13 protein-coding genes are annotated in these 16,738 nt (G+C 55.6%); 4 read left to right on the top strand and 9 right to left on the bottom strand.

The genetic code is table 11. The annotated features are described in order from the left end of the window. Positions 1-212: 212 nt before the first annotated feature. Both ERD78_RS05200 and ERD78_RS05195 read left to right on the top strand, forming a co-directional pair. Positions 213-3,107: an autotransporter outer membrane beta-barrel domain-containing protein gene (locus ERD78_RS05200; protein ID WP_129968158.1), complete on the top strand. Its 2,895-nt coding sequence runs from the start codon at positions 213-215 to the stop codon at positions 3,105-3,107. Between the two features lie 415 nt (positions 3,108-3,522). Continuing rightward, a complete protein-coding gene (locus ERD78_RS05195; RefSeq protein WP_209019941.1) occupies positions 3,523-4,506 on the top strand; it encodes an OmpA family protein in 984 nt (327 codons plus the stop codon). 41 nt (positions 4,507-4,547) lie between these two features. Here the strand turns inward: ERD78_RS05195 and ERD78_RS05190 are convergent, their stop codons facing one another. The 6 genes from ERD78_RS05190 to ERD78_RS05165 form a co-directional block, all read right to left on the bottom strand. Further along, positions 4,548-5,234: a hypothetical protein gene (locus ERD78_RS05190; protein WP_129968157.1), complete on the bottom strand. Its 687-nt coding sequence runs from the start codon at positions 5,232-5,234 to the stop codon at positions 4,548-4,550. 218 nt (positions 5,235-5,452) lie between these two features. Continuing rightward, positions 5,453-6,673: an alpha-hydroxy acid oxidase gene (locus ERD78_RS05185; protein WP_129968156.1), complete on the bottom strand. Its 1,221-nt coding sequence runs from the start codon at positions 6,671-6,673 to the stop codon at positions 5,453-5,455. Between the two features lie 45 nt (positions 6,674-6,718). Further along, a complete protein-coding gene (locus ERD78_RS05180) occupies positions 6,719-7,879 on the bottom strand; it encodes a lactonase family protein (RefSeq protein ID WP_245152352.1) in 1,161 nt (386 codons plus the stop codon). Positions 7,880-7,917: 38 nt separating this feature from the next. Beyond that, the gene (locus ERD78_RS05175; RefSeq protein ID WP_129968154.1) at positions 7,918-8,889 is read right to left on the bottom strand and encodes a Bug family tripartite tricarboxylate transporter substrate binding protein; all 972 of its coding nucleotides are present in this window, start codon (positions 8,887-8,889) and stop codon (positions 7,918-7,920) included. A 43-nt stretch (positions 8,890-8,932) separates the two neighbouring features. Continuing rightward, complete coding sequence (locus tag ERD78_RS05170) at positions 8,933-9,628, bottom strand: RraA family protein (RefSeq protein ID WP_129968153.1); 696 nt, start codon at positions 9,626-9,628, stop codon at positions 8,933-8,935. Further along, a complete protein-coding gene (locus tag ERD78_RS05165; protein ID WP_129968152.1) occupies positions 9,625-10,650 on the bottom strand; it encodes a TauD/TfdA family dioxygenase in 1,026 nt (341 codons plus the stop codon). Before ERD78_RS05165 ends, ERD78_RS05170 begins: the two co-directional genes overlap by 4 nt. Positions 10,651-10,874: 224 nt before the next feature. Between ERD78_RS05165 and ERD78_RS05160 the strand changes: the two genes are divergently transcribed. After that, entirely contained in the window at positions 10,875-11,564 is a 690-nt protein-coding gene (locus ERD78_RS05160; protein WP_167668845.1) for an IclR family transcriptional regulator, read from the top strand. A 294-nt stretch (positions 11,565-11,858) separates the two neighbouring features. Next, positions 11,859-11,999, top strand: a complete 141-nt coding sequence (locus ERD78_RS20195) for a tripartite tricarboxylate transporter substrate-binding protein (RefSeq protein ID WP_129968150.1) — start codon at positions 11,859-11,861, stop codon at positions 11,997-11,999. Positions 12,000-12,063: 64 nt separating this feature from the next. Here ERD78_RS20195 and ligD read toward each other — a convergent pair whose 3' ends face one another. From ligD to ERD78_RS05140, 3 genes are all read right to left on the bottom strand, one after another. Then, the gene (gene ligD, locus ERD78_RS05150) at positions 12,064-14,556 is read right to left on the bottom strand and encodes a DNA ligase D (protein WP_129968149.1); all 2,493 of its coding nucleotides are present in this window, start codon (positions 14,554-14,556) and stop codon (positions 12,064-12,066) included. A 9-nt stretch (positions 14,557-14,565) separates the two neighbouring features. Further along, entirely contained in the window at positions 14,566-15,579 is a 1,014-nt protein-coding gene (ku, locus tag ERD78_RS05145; RefSeq protein ID WP_129968148.1) for a non-homologous end joining protein Ku, read from the bottom strand. 120 nt (positions 15,580-15,699) lie between these two features. Beyond that, positions 15,700-16,689 (bottom strand): GlxA family transcriptional regulator, encoded by a 990-nt coding sequence (locus ERD78_RS05140; RefSeq protein WP_129968147.1) that lies wholly within the window; start codon positions 16,687-16,689, stop codon positions 15,700-15,702. Between the last annotated feature and the right edge of the window lie 49 nt (positions 16,690-16,738).

Here is a 16,738-nt window from a genome sequence, read left to right as displayed (position 1 = left end):
CCAGGTTCTCGACCAAATGGTCGATGTGCTGCGCGCCCATCCTTCATACACTTGGCCCGATATATTGGGCGGGTAAGTAAAAAGGAAGAGATAGGGTGATTAAGCATAACAAACAAAAATACAGACGAGAGGCTGGGTACGATATCGTTTGGCGGAAAGGCTCGGTGGCCAGGCTTCTTTCCGTACTTTTAGCTGTGCTCACGTTGACGGCGATGACTTCCTCTTTTGCGCAGACGACCACCTGGATAGGTGGTATTTCAAACGACTGGAACGATCCTGGAAATTGGAGCTTGGGAGTACCGGATGCCGCGCGCAACGCCGTCATCGGTCTGCCTCACCCAAGCCCGCCGCATTTGAATAATGCCGCCGGTTACGTCAAAGACCTTGATATTGCTCCGTCCGAGCGAGATATCGGCCTCCTGGAAATTTATGGTGGACTGGCAGACGCAACACTGAACAGCGATAGTGCTCATCTGGCGTACGGCGAACGTTCGGTTGGTTCCGTCCGTATCTCCGGAGGCCGTGCCAGGTGGAACACGTCAGGGTTTTTGGGCATCGGCGGACTGGGATTGAGCCAGATCGAGGTCAACAACGGCGGTATGCTTGCAAGCGACACGGCCGCGATCGGCGTGGACTCCAGCTTTGACAACACGGTTACGGTGTCGGGTGCAGGTTCATCCTGGATCAATCACAACCGGCTTTATGTGGGACTCAGGGGTGTGGGCAGGCTTGATGTCCAGGACGGTGCGGCACTAGCCAGTGGCGATACCTATATCGGCGCCGAGGAGAGCGCCGACGGCGCGATCGTCGTCAGCGGCGCGGGTTCCAGTTGGATCAACACCGGTGTTGTGTTGGTGGGAGAGTCCGGCAAGGGCGACCTGACCGTAGCGGACGGCGCTTCGGTCAACGCTGGCAGAAGCGCCATCGGCCGCTACGAAGGCGCTAAGGGAGCTGCCCTGGTTACCGGCAGCGGCTCGACCTGGACTACCAATGGCTTCTTGCTAGCCGGCGATCAAGGAGCGGGTACGCTGACCATTGCCGAGGGCGGGCGGGTAGTCAGCACCTCCCAGGTGCGGGTCGGCGATGCCGGCACTGCGGTGGGAGCGGCGATGGTGACGGGGCCTGGCTCCCAGTGGCACAACGCCGACCAGTTTTCGGTGGGATTCTGGGGCAAAGGTTTTTTGCACATTGAAAATGGAGGCATCGTTCAGGGCGCGCCCTACACCACCATTGCAACCTGGGACGGCTCGCAAGGCCAGGTCACGGTCTCCGGGTCCGGCTCAATTTGGGACAATGCCGGCGAGTTGCATGTCGGCTTGCGGGGCATTGGTGTCTTGTCGATCGAAGATGGCGCGCAGGTGCGTAGCGGTGACAGTACCGTGGGCACAGAGACAGGTTCCGACGGGGTGGCCAGGCTGGTGGGGCCCGGCACCGCTTGGACGATCACCGGCGACCTTGTCGTCGGTCAAGAAGGTAGCGGCAGCCTGAACATCGGAGCCGACTCCGTCGTCAACGCCAGTCGCTTGGTCACGATAGCCGATCAGGCTGGATCGAGCGGCGTACTACTCGTCAATGGGGTGCTTACTGCGGGCGGCGTTAACGTTCATGCCGGCGGCTGGCTGGGCGGCGGCGGCACGGTTAGCGGCAATACGTCCGTGGCGGGCACCGTAGCGCCAGGAAATTCCATCGGCACGCTTGCCGTCGCCGGAAACTACACGCAACGAGCAGGCTCAACCTACGAGGTCGAGCTTGACTCGGCCGGAAACAGCGACCTGATTGATGTATGGGGCGCCGCGTCGATTGAAGGAGGCATGGTCAATGCCGTTCCCCTGGATGGATTCTCGCTGGATAGGGACTACACGATCTTGACGGCGGGCGCAGGCGTGAGTGGCACCTTTGACGAGGCCGCGATGGCTTCCGGGTTTGCCTTTCTGACGCCCGAACTGAGCTACGACGCCAATAACGTTTTCCTTACACTGACACGCAGCGCGCCCTTGTCCAGCGCCGCCTGGACGCCCAACCAAGCCGCCACCGCCGAGGGAATCGACTCGGTGGGGCCTGGCGTCCCGCTGTGGGACGCCTTCATCGTCCTGGACGCGGATTCGGCACGTTCAGCGTTCGACGCGCTCTCGGGGGAAATCCACGCCTCAGCGAAATCCGCGCTGCTTGAAGATAGCCATTTTTTGCGCGACGCCGTCTACGACAGGCTGCACATGGCCTGGAACGCCGCACCGGCATCAGGCCGGGAGGGTGGCGTTGCTGTGCCCTCAATGTCGGATTCAGGTACAAACGCGGTCTGGATTCGGCCCTTCGGTTCGTGGGGCGATTTCGATGGCGACGGTAATGCCGGGGGCCTGGACGCGGCCACCAGAGGCTTCTTTCTGGGCACTGACCGCTTGGTCTCCGAGCACTGGAGGCTGGGCGCGCTGGCCGGCTACAGCCATACCTCTTTCGACGTGAACGCCCGGTCATCGTCAGGTTCCAGCGACACGTATCACCTGGCGCTGTACGGCGGTGCCCAATGGGACAAGATTCGCTTGCGTGCCGGCTTGGCACATAGCTGGCACGACATCGGCACCAGGCGTACCGCAGCTTTTTCAGGGTTATCGGAGCACCTGCGCAGCGACTACCACGCGCGCACCATTCAGGCCTTTGGTGAACTCGGCTACCGCATTGATACTGGTGTGGTTGCCATGGAGCCTTTTGCCAATCTGGGCTACGCAAATCTGCATACGGATAGCTTTACCGAGAGGGGCGGGACCACCGCGTTGTCGGGTCGCAGCGAAACGACTGAAACCACTTTTACCACCCTGGGCGTTAGAGCCTCGGCTGACTTCACGATGGGTAGTATGCCGGCCAAAGTGCGCGGCCTGCTCGGATGGAGGCACGCATTCGGTGATACCACACCGCTTTCCAGGCACACTTTCGTCGACTCGGACACATTCGAGATTGCCGGAGTGCCGATTGCGAAGAACGCGGCCGTCATCAGTGCCGGGCTCGGCCTGAACGTAACGGACAGCGCCATGGTCGGCCTGTCTTACGCTGGCCAATTTGGATCGGGTGTCCAGCAGCACGGCGCCGTGGCTAATTTCATGATGAGATTCTGAACTGGGCAATCGGCCTTGATCTGTTCGGGCGGAAGGAACTATGCGGCGATTGTGGGGTGGGCAAGCTGGTTGGGTCCGATCTCTGGCAGCGGTGATGTTGTTGTTATGCTGTGCCGTCCCTGCCCATGCCGCATTTGGCGACTGTGCCGATCCCACTTATCGAGCACGGTTCGATCCGCGCCTGGAGAATTGGAATCGTGATCTATGCGGAGCGGGGCGGGTGGACGGAGGTGCAGCGAACCGTTTGGGCGGTGACATTTAATGCGGCAAGCCAAACACTGGTCGAGCTTGCCGCTGCTGGTTCCACGTGCGCTCTACCGGATTCTTAGCTTGACGATCATGGGTTTTGTGACGAAACTTTATCGTGAAACAACATGGGCTGTTCATCAAACCATAACCGGAAAGCGGGGGCGCTATGAATATTGAGTCCAAGAGTTGGTTGTTCGCCTTTGTCACCTCTATCTTCATGATGGTGTCGATGCCTGCGTTCAGCGGGGATATTCAAGGCAGTGCAGATCACCCGTTGGTTCCCAGGTATGAGGGCTCCGAGATAATCGCCTACGAGGCTCAGGCGTATACGCAGAAAGCATTTGCCCGTGCAGCGATCAAGGCGGGCGCACTGGAAAAGAATCCTGACGCTGTGCTCAAACTCGAAGGCAAGCATTTTTCCATCACTTATCGGGCGCCCGAGAATCGCTCCGCGCTCGAAGTGGCTAGAAACTATCAGGCAGCACTGGTAGAAGGTGGGTTTTCTGTGCTTTTCTCGTGCTCTCAGGCCGAGTGCGGCGGGCGCAACTTCAACCACGCCATGTCGCCGCGCCACTATTATCTTGGGTTCGGCGAGTATTACGCCGACCAACAATACACACTTGCGCGTTTGGAGCGTTCTGAAGGCGACGTCTATGTCAGCCTCTATGCTGTACTCAATAAGTCCGGCGGCGGCCCCGATCGCAACCGAAGCCTGATTCAGGTTGATGTGATGGAGTTAAAGCCCATGGAAAACCGCATGGTTGTGCTCCAGGCGGAGGAACTGGGTGGCGATCTGGCTAGCGAGGGCCGAGTTGCCCTATATGGAATCTTGTTCGATGTGGACAAGGACATCATGCGTGCAGACTCCAAGCCTCAGTTGGAGGAAATCGCCGAACTGCTGAAAAGCAATCCCTCGCTTCGCGTCCTGATCGTCGGACACACCGACGCACAAGGCGGTCTGGAGTACAACCATGATCTTTCCATGAGGCGTGCTCACTCCATCGTCAGGGCGCTGACCCAGGATTATGGGATAAAAGCCGGAAGAATGACGCCGCTGGGAGTGGGAATGGCTTCGCCTATCGCATCCAACCGTACTGAACAAGGGCGCGCAAAGAACCGCCGGGTCGAGCTAGTGGACATAGCAATGTAAAGGTGCTTGGTCGGCGAGCGGAGCCGGCGACAACGATCTCGTCAGCGCACCCCGCGCGAAGCATCGCCGCGCAGAAGGTCTTCCCGGGCGATGAGCTCCTGAAAGCCTTTCCGTTCAGCACTAGTGGCGCTGGCCATTTCACCGCATAGTTCATAGTCCAGAGTTTGCGCCGATGCGAGACCACGCCATACATTCGGGTCAATGCGAGCTTGGACCATCGTAGAGATGATGAATGCGTCCGAGGTGTTTTTGCTCACCATGGATTCGACGGGATCGGAGGTGTAATCGGTAGGTGCCGTGGGCATCCTATCGGCGTTGGTAAGCGCACGCACCGTAATGCCATGCACAGGAAGCTCAAGATTGTGTCCGTCCTGCACCAGCGTCATCGTGCTGCATTGCCGCCGAAGCTGTGCTTGGCGACGACGCACTTGATTGTATATGGCCGTCGGGTTTTCTTCTGTGGAAATTTCATCCTTGCGTAGCATCAGGAAACGTTGTTGCGTTCCGTCGTGATGTTGAGTTACCCGCGCGTTCAAAGTGAGGCCTGAGGGCCAAAGATTGTTTTGAGTGTCGGAACGGGAGCGAATGCTCCATACCGCGATTTCTCGAGTTTGAAGAAAATCATTGACGTGGCGTCGAACTTGGATTTCATGCGTGATCTGCGAATGCAGCGTAGCGGAACAACCCATCAGCAGTACAGCAATGCCCAGCCATTTTTGATGCCTCATGCCCAATCGCTCCATGAGTATGCGTGTTCTTCTGGCCTACTTTCTATCAAGTCTTAGTGTAATCAATCGACTGGGCAGGACGGGGCCTCCTTCTACACACTGCTGCGTCGCCAACAAAGTGGCTCGCAGGATATTGCGGCTGATTGATCGGTATCATTTGACTCTTCAGAGGAATCACTGATCTAAGCTTGGGGCCCGGTCCATGCGCGATATGGATCTTATGTCGTTATAAGGAAATCTTGATTCAGCTCTGCCAGGGAAGAAATGCCGAGTAGTGCCATGTTTCTGTGTATTTCGTCAGCGAGGAGTTGAACAGCATGGTTGACTCCCACCTCTCCGGCAACTGCAGCTGCATACAAGAATGGGCGTCCGATAAATACAAAGTCAGCCCCTAGGCTCAACGCTTTCATGATATCTGTGCCTCGTCGAAACCCGCTGTCCAGCATGACAGCCATGTTACCTTTTTTCTCAATAATTTCTGGCAGAACCTTAAGGGGAGCCGCGGCACCGTCAAGTTGGCGCCCTCCATGGTTGGACACAATAATGCCATCCACGCCATGCTCACTCGCAAGTTTCGCATCATTGGCCGACAATATTCCTTTCAGAATCAGTTTTCCGGGCCACAGGTCGCGTATATTTCTCACGTGCTCCCAGCAAAGATGATCTCGATGCCCGAACTGTCGTACGGCTTTACGTGCAATAACGGGAACGCCACGGTCAGCACCCGAATTTTCGAAGTGTGGCAGGCCTCGGGTAAGTAGTGTTCGTGCCAAAGTTCCCAGCAACCACCTTGGCCGCGAAACCCCGTCCCAACCAAGCCGCAAGCTTGGGCGTAGAGGAGAGGAAAAGCCAGCCCGGACATTGTTCTCACGATTGGCGAGAGTTGCAGTATCCACCGTCAAAACAAGTGTGGAGAAGCCGGCCTTTTTGACGCGCTTTACAAGCAGTGCAATCTGGTCCATCTCGCCAGGGACATAGGCCTGAAACCAGGCACTTTGTGGAGCGCTCTGTGCAATCTCCTCCATTTTAATAAGTGATGCTCCACTCATAATCATCGGAATATTTCTTTGCTCTGCTGCTCGCGCAAGGACAAGATCCCCCTCATAGGCTGATAGCGCGCTGATTCCCATAGGGGCAATGCCGAAAGGGTGCGCGTAGGTTCGCCCGAGTAGTTCTGTAGCTTGGTTGCGTGCAGAAACGTTGATTAGAACGCGCGGCACTAAAGCCCATTGATCAAAGGCAGCAAAGTTGGCCAACAAAGAGCGTCCGTCTTCAACTGCTCCACTGACATAGCCAAATATCGGACGTGGCAGACGTCGGCATGCCGCATTTTCAAAGTCGTTTAAGCACAGAATTTTGCGCAGAGGCCGAGGGAGATTTCGGTGATCGTTGTGAGGATTAGCGTTGCTCAATTTTTTTTGTGAGATGATGCCCAGCATATATATGTTCCTGCTTATTATCCAATCGTCAGAAGTAATGTTCTTTTAATCATTATGGTTGCTTCCCGCTTGTCGGTTCCAGCCTATAAAGGATGACCAAAACAACAAGTCCCGGCCGATATCGACGTGTGTAATTTTTATAGGTGCGATATGGCCGTTTTCATGGACTCTGAATACGGCGATGCTTGCAGGTATTTCTATACATGACCCTCCGTGTTGGAAGAATGCTTTGCGAACGTGTGCTGCTACCAGTAGTTGCCCATCGTCGCTGATGGAGATAGTGCGCGGATGGATTCCACCCGTTTCCTGCTCCTTCAAGAATGTTGGTATGCCCGTAATCGGGTCGAGGCTATAGGCGGAAATAGTATTTGCGCCGGAACTGATGTCAGTAATAGCGTCCCCGCCCCGAGTGCGATGTGTACGATTCGCAACATACAAGAATTTGCCGCTTGGATGCAGACGGACTGCGCCTGCTATCTGAGGTAAATTTGTGGCGGGCCAGAATGTGGTCGGCTGAGTTTTCAATGGTGCAGCCGAAATACCGCCAACATTGACTTTATAGCTAAGAAGAAGGTTTTGCCTTTCCAGAACGGCATAGGCGTGATCCCCAGCTTTTCCAAAGACGATGTTGCGTGGTCCAAATCCGTAACCGTCATTAGAAGAAATTTTCGATCCATATTGAATCTTATGCCCATCAAACTTGAATGGGAATAGGCCTCCTGGTTGTTCGGCTTTCTCACCTGCGGGATCCGAGCCGCGACATACCAATACGTAGCCTGCTCCATCGGGTGCTATGGCTGCTTGATGGGGGTAGTTGCACTCGGCAGGCCCCCCTTTGGCAATCATTCCTTGAATGGTCCCGTTCTTGGCTAGGCTGTGAATACTGAGCTTTACAGTTCCATCGTAGGATACGAGAAGAATGCGCTTAATTGCATCGTGGCAAATATGTATTGGACGCCCAGGCAGTGATACGGGCTGACCGATTTGATGAATGCGATTTAAGCCGACATGTAGCGCTATTAGCATATGCCGACTACCACAGCACCCGGGCTCACCATCACTGCAAGCCGTGTACAAAATATGTGAATCCGGGTCAAAGCATGCATACTGTATAGGCTCTGGCAATGACAGCGTGTCTTCGCATTCTATGCTGCCCGACCTCGCTGCTATGCGATATCGAATTAGGAGCTTCCCAATTGACGCCATGAAGGTGGCAGTATCGCTAGGTCTGCACAATGCCCTCATTATTTAACCTCTATCAGGCCTTCTTCTACCAGCCGCGTATATTTATTTTTTTCACCAACCAGAAATGCCGAAAATTTGACTGGTGGTAGGTAAGCCGGGACGCCGCCCAAGCGCTCCAGGTGGTCGATAAAGTCAGCGTCATGCAGAACCTCGGAAAGAGCTTGAGAAAGCTGATTTATAACGTTCTGAGGGGTATGCGCTGGGGCCATCATACCCGCGAACGTGGTGACGTTGACACCCTGAATTTTCAATTCACTCATAGTTGGAACGTTGGGTAGAGAAGGCAAACGCTTGCTTCCAATGATAGCCAGTGCTCGCAGCTGCCCTGATTTAACATATTGCAGGCAGGCAGTGGCTTCAGCGGAAACCGCATCGATTTGGTTGCCTATAAGATCTTGTATCGCTGGAGAAGAGCCCTTATATGGAGTGACAATGAAGGTAGTCTTTAAGGCTTTCTGCAGTTGTAATACCGACACGTGGTTTGTGGTGGCGTGACCCGCGTGCCCTACACTGAGCTTTCCTGAACGTTTTTTACTCGACGCAGCAAACTGATCGAAGGTTGAATAAGGAGACTTACTGTTTACTACCAGAAGAAGAGGGACCGTACTAATTCGACCAATAGGAGCGAGGTCCCGTAAAGTGTAAGGTGCACGGGTACCTGCAACGACTGCGCTAGCAAAAATAGGCCCTCCGGTGCCAGACATAATGGTATAGCCATCGGGCTTGGCACGAGCTACGGCTGTACCACCGACAAGCCCACCAGCCCCGCTTTTATTCTCGATGACAAAAGGCTGCCCTAGTTTTTTGGATAATGCATCTGTGACTAGGCGCGCAGTAACGTCGGCATTGCCTCCTGGAGCGAACGGTACGATTGTCCGGATGGGGTGTTCCGGGTATGAATCGGATGATGCGTGAGCGTACATCGCTAACGTCATGGACGCAGTCATTAATAGATACTTGATAATTTTCACGGTGTCTCCTGTTGTGAGTAGTGGTCATAGTTTTTGCGCAGCATTAGCGCTCAGCGTCAAAACGCAGTAGCCCCAGCTTATTCAGATGTGCTTTCAGCCACGGGGCGATGGGTTCTCCGTTGTGTATGGCTTTGATTCTTTGTTCCTCGTTCTTCAGCTTCGTTATTGCGAGTTTCAGTACGTGCTCAATGTCGTCGTGACCTATGGCGACGACACCATCCGCATCTCCTACTATGAGATCACCCGGATACACGATGATTCCGCCGACTGTTACGGGGAAATTGATACGGCCTTGCCCCGACTTAGTCGGACCCAGTGGATGAGTTCCTATGGAAAAGACGGGAAAGTCACCTTTTGCCAGAATTTGTACGTCTCGCACAGCGGCATCTACGATAAACCCGGCTACGCCGAGCGCTTTGGCCTGCGTGGCCATAATTTCTCCACAGATGGCACGATCTTGATACCCATGGCCGTCGACAACGATGACATCTCCGGGTCTTGCCTGTGCGAGTGCGGCATGAAACATAAGGTTGTCACCTGCTGCGGTCTCTACTGTCAGTGCTGGACCGCATACCCGCATATGGCTTGATAGTGCTTTTATGCGACTGTTCAGTGTGCCGCGCCCCTTCATTGCATCGGAGAGTGTCGCGCATGGTATGGGTGCAGCGCGAGTCACAAGCGATTCATCCATCCGCAGCAAGTTGCCTTGAATGGATTTTTTTAATTGAAGTAGGGTCATGACTGAATTTGCTCCATTGCAAGAGGCGTAGGAACGCCCATGCGAGCGGTGCCAGGGCCAAAACGCTCCGCAAACTCCGTGGCCAAGGGGCGGTAGTCCGTGCGTAGCCAGAGCCGCAAAAGATGCCGCTTTTGGTCTTCTTGAATGAAGTCTTCAAAGGCTGTGCGCGAATGGACGATGACGTGGTTATTCAGAAGTTGCATATCGCCTGGCTGCATTTCCATTTCGAAACATAGTTCAGGCGAATCGGCGAGGTGATCAAAATAGTCAAGCGCTGCTCGCTGGGATTCAGTGCACGGTTGCCCCGATTTTGCGAACGCTGGCTCGATGGCATTGCGAAGGTACCTGCAGCTCAGCTTCCTAGCGTGATCGCTGAATACGGGAATCCGATGCGTGGATATCTCGGGCCGATTTGGCAATTGTTCACCTTTCAGATCGAAGTAAAACCCTTCAAACAGCGGCGGTAACAACTCAGGCCGGTTCTGCAGGAATAGATTGAAGATGGACATGGCACTGGTCAGGCGGCTTAAACCACCGCTACGTGCTGCCCGTAGACATAGCAGTCCCACGATATCGCAATTGTCCGTGTGGAAATTAAGCTTGGCCGACGTGTTATAGCCCCGTGTAGTGTGCCCGTAGGCTACCCCTTCGTCTTTCACATGTCCGAGTAAATGTGCTCGAGAGTTCTGGGTGACGGGGCAGCCAATGTATTGCCCCAGGCCCCAGTAGATGCGGGATGCATCATCTTTGGTGTAATCCAAGACCGGCAGGCCGCGTAGTACTGCCAGCCCTATGCCGTCTTCGATCTGCATACTGATGCGCTCTACCACACCTTCGAGGTGCCCAATATCAAAGTCCTGCTTACGTATCTCTGTAATGGGGATGTGTCTTACACGCGCCAACGCGGCATTCAGTTTCTGGATGTCTTTATCGCTAAAACGATAAATCCAAGACTGATCATTTTGCAGGTCCGCCGCTTTCCAGGCACTTGCATCAGTTACAGGAATATACCTGCTATTCATATGAACCTCCTTCTTCAGACGATGAGTTCACAACGTCCACTCCACTAAACGTGCGGGATTATCATCAATGATTAAGTACCAAAACATAATAGCATTATGAAAAAGGAAATGAAAGAAAAAAATAACCGCAGGAAGAAACAGCGGAACATGAGTCATCCAACTGGCAGGTATACTGCTACGTTACGAGGAATTTATGAGATTACTGAGTCATGCCGAGAGCTCCTGTGGACCGGGCAGTTGCAGCGGCGGAGCGCACGCTAAGCATTCTTGAGGCGTTCATGAAGAAAGGGGGTATCGTTTCACTCCCGGAACTCGAGCGCGAAACGGGACTTTTCAAAAGCGTTATTTGTCGCTACCTTCTTTCGTTTGAGCGACACGGGTACGCATTCAAACGATCGGATGGAAAATACCAGCTGGGTGTGAGTGCGCTGCGGCTAGGGAAAACCTATGAAAAGGCGTTCGACGCGGCGCATCACATCACGCCATTGCTACAAAGGTTAGCCACGGCAACGCAGGAGAGCGCCTCTTATTATGTGCGGCAAAATGACTTGCGCTTATGTTTGTACCGTGTCGAGTCTCCACGGTCTTTACGGGTGAGTGTTCAGCCTGGGAGCTTGTGGCCCATAGATGAAACTGCGACGGGGCGGATTTTTCAGCGTTTTTCCAGTGAGCGGCCCGAACACGACATTCTCCCCGAGCAGGGATTTCTGGCTCACTCTTCAAATATCGGGCAGGAGGAAACATCCTCGTTATCAGCCCCAGTATTTGGTGTGGATAACCTGCTGATGGGGGCCTTGACTATATCTGGCCCTACCTCCCGTTTCGACCCTCTTGCCAATAGTGAGGCACGTCAGCTTTTAGTTGCAGCCGCTAAAGAGCTGAGCCGGGAATTTGGTGCGGCTGAGGCCGTCTGACGGTCGTGTAGCGTGCATGTGCGGCGTGGGAGCATGCTGCTGTTTAATCGGAAGGGTCGAGGTCATGGGCACTTGTACGCATATGAGACCTTCCTGGCACCATCGAAGGAAAATAGTAATACGCAAGGTATACACCGCCTTTCATGTCTTAATGTAATTACGGCGGCGTTGAATCGAGGTGGACGGCTTCTGTCCGTAGGTAGCGCTGAACCGGTTGTACGAACGATCTCTGTCTTATTTCCCCTGAAGTGAGTTTGGAATATGCCGCAAGCGGTGGCAAGGCTCAAATGAGTTATGGGGTCGGCGCTGTTTGCGCCGACTGGCACGCCGTCGGGTATTATGCGCAAACTTGAACAGGCCGTGCGCGAGATTGTAAAACAGCCCGATATGATCGCGAGGCTCAATACTCTTGGCATTGAGCCGATTGGTAGCTGATTGCTCCGGAAGATACCGACGATTGACCTGCATCAACTGACCTGAACAGGATACGGCGCGGACGCTACCTTCTTGCCTTGTAATCCAGCACCTTCATCGCCCGGCTCAGCGTGGTGCTTGAGGATGCGTAGTCTGCCCAGGGTGCGTTTCCCTCATCCAGGCGATCGTTGATGTTGCCGATATGCCAGTGCGCGGCGCTGTCCAGCTTTTCCACTTCGCTCCAGAATATGGGTACTGATACGCCCATGCCCTTGCGGGCGCGCAGGGACCATGCGCTTACCGTAGTGGCCCCTCGGCCATTGCGCAGGTAGTCAATGAAAATTTTTCCTACACGATTACGTGGTCCGCTTTTGGCGGTGAAGCGATTGGGCAAGGTTCGCGCCAGATGCTGGACCACGGCTTGCGAGAAGCCCTTGACGGTATCCCAGTCGTGACGCCGCTGAATCGGCACGACGACATGCAGTCCCTTGCCGCCGCTGGTTTTGCAGAATGGCTGCAGCGACAGCTCCAGCAGAAAGGCACGCAGCAGTAGGGCGGCTTCCTGCATATCCTGCCAGCGGGTCCCTTTGCCTGGATCCAGATCGAATGTAATGCGATCAGGCTTGTCGATGAGTGTCCGCAAAGCGTTCCATGTATGAAACTCAAGTACGTTCATTTGCGCGGCCGACGGCAGCCCCGCGCCGGTTGCCACCTCGATCAGTGGCGCATGTCCTGGGTCGAGATCCTGGGACAGGGTGCGCACCCCCGTCATGTTCGTGGTTTCCATATGCTTCTGGAAGAACATCTCCCCCTTCACGCCGTCCGGGGCCCGGACCAGTGACACAGGCCTTTGTTTCAAATGTGGCATCATTACCCCAGCCACCTGTGCGTAGTACTGCACGACATCCATCTTGCTTGTGCCAGACGCCGCATCAATGATGCGGTCAGGATGAGTCACTTTTATCTTGCCGACATGGGCTGTCTTGCCGGCTTTTGGAGAAGAGACGTTGCGATGCTTATGAGTGCTGCGCGCATCGGCATCGCGCGAGTCTGTTGCTTGTGCGTGCATGTCTGTTTCCCTGATGATTGCCTTGGCGGGTTTATCGGTGCGCAAACCATGAAACACCGCATGCCGTATTCGGCCGCCGCGTGTCCATTGGGCAAAGGACACCTCAGCCAGCAGACAAGGTTTTACCCAGTGTGGTTTTCCTTGCGTAACAGCGCGCTGTGCAAGCGGGCTGACTTGCGTGCCGAGTGCGTCTAGCTGGCTGCGTATCCGGCTAAGGCTTGCATTGTTGAATCCTGTTCCCACATTGCCTGCATAGCGCAACTCACCATGCTTGTCGTGGACCGCCAGCAACAGTGAGCCCAGGCCGCTGCGCGAGCCCTTGGGGTCTGTATAGCCCACGATAACGAACTCCTGTCTGTGTCCGCATTTAAGCTTGATCCAGTCGGCGGAACGGCGGGAGACATAGTGCGAGCCTTTCTTCTTGCCTATCACACCCTCGAGTCCCAACTTGCATGCAGTGGCCTGGATTTCACCGGCGGGCGCATCAAAGGCTGTGCTGAACAGCACGGAGCTGTCCGTGCCGGCGCGCGGCTGTCGCAGCAGATGTTCCAACTGTGCGCGCCGCGCCTCGAGTGGAACGGCTCGCAGATCCAGTCCATCGCAGTAAGGCAGATCAAACAGGTAATAGCGGATGTCCTTCGTGCGCGCTTTGTCGAAGGCATTCTGCAATGATTGAAAATCGGGCAGACCTTGGTCGTTCATGACGACAATTTCCCCATCGTACCAGCCCGACGGCAGCCGCATGTTGCGCAGCGCACGAGCAAGATGCGGGAGCCGTTCCGTCCAGTCGTTGCCGCTACGTGTCATCAGCTGCACGGTCTGGGCTTCGATGCGGGTGAGCAGGCGATAGCCGTCGTACTTGATCTCATAGATCCAGTCCTGCGGCCGCCTGGGCGGCGCATCCACCAGCGTGGCCAGCTCGGGCTTCAAAGTAGACGGCAGGGCGGCGTGTTTGCCGCTTGGCGCTGCGACGCTATCTGGCAGCGCCTCGACGATATTGAAGGCGGTGGCGGGGCGGGCATGATCATCTTGCTCCTTGATGAGCAGCCAAGCCTCCTGCCGGTCATCTTTTCCTTTCATGCGCACTAGCGCCCATTTGCCCTTGAGCTTGTGTCCATGGAGGACAAAAGTCAGCTTGCCCTCCCGATATCCTTTGCGAGGGTTGTGGGAGGGCTCCCATGTACCTCTGTCCCAGATAATGACCTTGCCTGCGCCGTATTCGCCCTCCGGAATGTGGCCTTCGAACTGATTGTAGGAAATAGGGTGATCCTCGACATGCACGGCCATACGCTTGTCAGCTGGATCGAGGCTGGGTCCTTTGGGAACAGCCCAGCTTTTCATGGCGCCGTCCAACTCAAGCCGAAAATCGTAATGCAGGCGCCGTGCCCAGTGCTTCTGAACCACAAATGCGGGGGAGCGTTGATTTGGCGCGCCTCCGGCGGCGGGTTCCGGTGTGGCGGAGAAATCCCGTTTTTCCTTATAGCGTTTCAATGGATCAATGCGAGCCATAGGTATCTCCTATGCGGCCTTGCGTCCGCCAGAAGTTTTGCGAGAGGCTTTTTTGGCTGTGGAGCGAGTGGACTTGCGCGCCTTCTTGTCTTTTGAAGCATTGTCTTTGGAAGCAGCCTTCTTTGATGCCCCGCCTGCGGACCGCTTTCCTTGGCTGGATTTCGCGGTTTTCGTGACGGATTTGGCCGCTCCAGATGGTTTTCTTGTCGTTTTCCCGTCTTTGTCCAGGCTGCGGCGCAGCATTTCTGTGAGATCAAGTATTTTTGCACTGCCGTCTTTGTGCTCATGTGATTCAGGTTCGCTGACAGATTCGGTTTCTCCCGCCTCTGCCTTTTCTCTGACGAGCGCCAGAATCTGTTCGCGGAAGGAGTCGCTGAATTGCTCGGGCTTCCAGGGGGCGCTCATGTCCTCGACCAGTTGCTCGCCCATTTTCATTTCCTTGTCCGTCAATCCTGCGCCCTTTGGTCCACGCGCGGGCGGGTTCAAGTCCTCCCAAGATCGGATCTCGTCGCTCCAGCGCAGGAGGTTGAGAATGAGCGCCGGCCCGCAGGCCATGAGAACAGCGAGATGCTGTCTCGTCTGAATAACGACTTTCGCAACGCCGACCTTGTTCGTCTTGTGGAGTATCTCGCGTAGCAAGGCATAGACCTTGTCGCCTTTGCCTATGGGGGATGTGTAATAAGGCCTGTCCAGGTACACGAACGGAATGTCGTCTATGGATACAAACGATTCTATTTCTATGGTTTGCGTGGTTTTCGGATAGGCTGCCGATATTTCCTCGGCGGAAAGGACGACGTATTCTCCATCGTCATACTCCACGCCTTTCACAATGTCGTCTCGGTCTACTTCCTTGCCAGTGACTTTGTTCACTCGCTTGTACCCCACCGGGTCCATGGTGCGTCTGTCGAGCCAATCGAAGTCGATACCCTGGCTGGCTGTGGCCGAGTGCAGGGCAATTGGAATATGCACCAGCCCAAATGAGATGGCACCCTTCCACAGGGCGCGCTTGCTGGATGTCGCCATGCGTTCCTCCGTTCGAATGCCAATCGCCTAGCATGTGTCGTGCCTGCGCCTGGCTGGCCCTGTATTGGCCTGACCTACACACGGCCGCGCCGTGCATGGGCTGGCTTGACTCATGTTGGATCAGGCAAGGCCCGTGTCAGTCTTGGTCTGACAGGGAATGTCAGGCAAGCTATTGCTGCCATGTGCGGCACGCCGAAGCGCTTGAGGAGGTTGGCCGAAATTGCGCAGGAAGGCGCGGCGCATGCGGCCCGGATCAGCGAAGCCAGTGCATTGTGCGATGCGGTCAAGTGGTGTGCAACCGTTCTCGACCAGAACGCGGGCGGCTTCAAGGCGCAGACGCTCAACTGCCTTGGCTGGTGTGCTGCCGGTTTCCCGTAGAAATGCGCGGGCGAAGTTGCGCGGGCTCATGGCTGCTTGGTCTGCGAGCCGTTCGACAGTGATTGTGTCGGCAAGATGCGCTCGAATCCAGGCGATGGTGTCGCCGAACCGGCCCGATGCGCCGCCCAGCTCCACCAGGGCCGAGAACTGCGACTGGCCGCCGGGGCGGCGATGGTGTACGACGAGCTGCTGCGCGGTTCGACGCGCAATGTCGGGGCCAAGATCAGCTTCTATCAGTGCAAGCGCCAAGTCTATGCCAGCGGAAATGCCGGCCGATGTCCAGATGTTGCCGTCCTGTATGAATATGCGATCCGGCTCCAGGGTAACCTGCGGATAGCGTTGGCGAAAATGATCGCTGCTGGCCCAGTGTGTTGTGGCGCGGCGACCGTTCAGCAGGCCTGCTTCAGCCAGCAGAAAGGCACCCGAACAGACGCTGGCGATGCGCCGCGCTTGAGCCCGGGAAAGCCAGCCTATGATTTGCCGGACTGCATCCATATCTCGGATGATTTCTCCACCCGCAACGACGATGGTGTCAAAAGGGCCGGCGTGAAGCTTTCGGGCATCCAGGGGAATGCCCGATGAACTCTCAACCCTGCCTTCGATGGGGGCGATAAGGCTTAGATCGTAGTAGCCCGTGCTGAGGCGCCCGGCAATTTCGAAGGCCGCTGCGGGCCCGGCCGCATCAAGCAACTGGAAGCCTGGATGAATAACAAGGGCGATGGCGCTTGACATGGCAGTTTTTGCCCGATTTATGTCATTTCACACCTATAGTAACGCGCGT

This window comes from Allopusillimonas soli (genome assembly GCF_004153445.1).
GTDB lineage: Bacteria > Pseudomonadota > Gammaproteobacteria > Burkholderiales > Burkholderiaceae_B > Allopusillimonas > Allopusillimonas soli.
The sequence above is the reverse complement of the archived record's forward strand: the minus strand, read 5'-3'. Positions and strand labels throughout refer to the sequence as shown.

Bases quoted from the DNA above. Each gene is read 5' to 3' on its own strand.
- ERD78_RS05170 (WP_129968153.1), bottom strand. From the start codon at position 9,628: ATGACCCTACTTCAATTAAAAAAATCCATTCAAGGCAACTTGCTGCGG.
- ERD78_RS05140 (WP_129968147.1), bottom strand. From the start codon at position 16,689: ATGTCAAGCGCCATCGCCCTTGTTATTCATCCAGGCTTCCAGTTGCTT.
- ERD78_RS20195 (WP_129968150.1), top strand. From the start codon at position 11,859: ATGGGGTCGGCGCTGTTTGCGCCGACTGGCACGCCGTCGGGTATTATG.
- ku (WP_129968148.1), bottom strand. From the start codon at position 15,579: ATGGCGACATCCAGCAAGCGCGCCCTGTGGAAGGGTGCCATCTCATTT.
- ERD78_RS05200 (WP_129968158.1), top strand. From the start codon at position 213: ATGACTTCCTCTTTTGCGCAGACGACCACCTGGATAGGTGGTATTTCA.
- ERD78_RS05195 (WP_209019941.1), top strand. From the start codon at position 3,523: ATGAATATTGAGTCCAAGAGTTGGTTGTTCGCCTTTGTCACCTCTATC.
- ligD (WP_129968149.1), bottom strand. From the start codon at position 14,556: ATGGCTCGCATTGATCCATTGAAACGCTATAAGGAAAAACGGGATTTC.
- ERD78_RS05185 (WP_129968156.1), bottom strand. From the start codon at position 6,673: ATGCTGGGCATCATCTCACAAAAAAAATTGAGCAACGCTAATCCTCAC.
- ERD78_RS05190 (WP_129968157.1), bottom strand. From the start codon at position 5,234: ATGAGGCATCAAAAATGGCTGGGCATTGCTGTACTGCTGATGGGTTGT.
- ERD78_RS05180 (WP_245152352.1), bottom strand. From the start codon at position 7,879: ATGGCGTCAATTGGGAAGCTCCTAATTCGATATCGCATAGCAGCGAGG.
- ERD78_RS05165 (WP_129968152.1), bottom strand. From the start codon at position 10,650: ATGAATAGCAGGTATATTCCTGTAACTGATGCAAGTGCCTGGAAAGCG.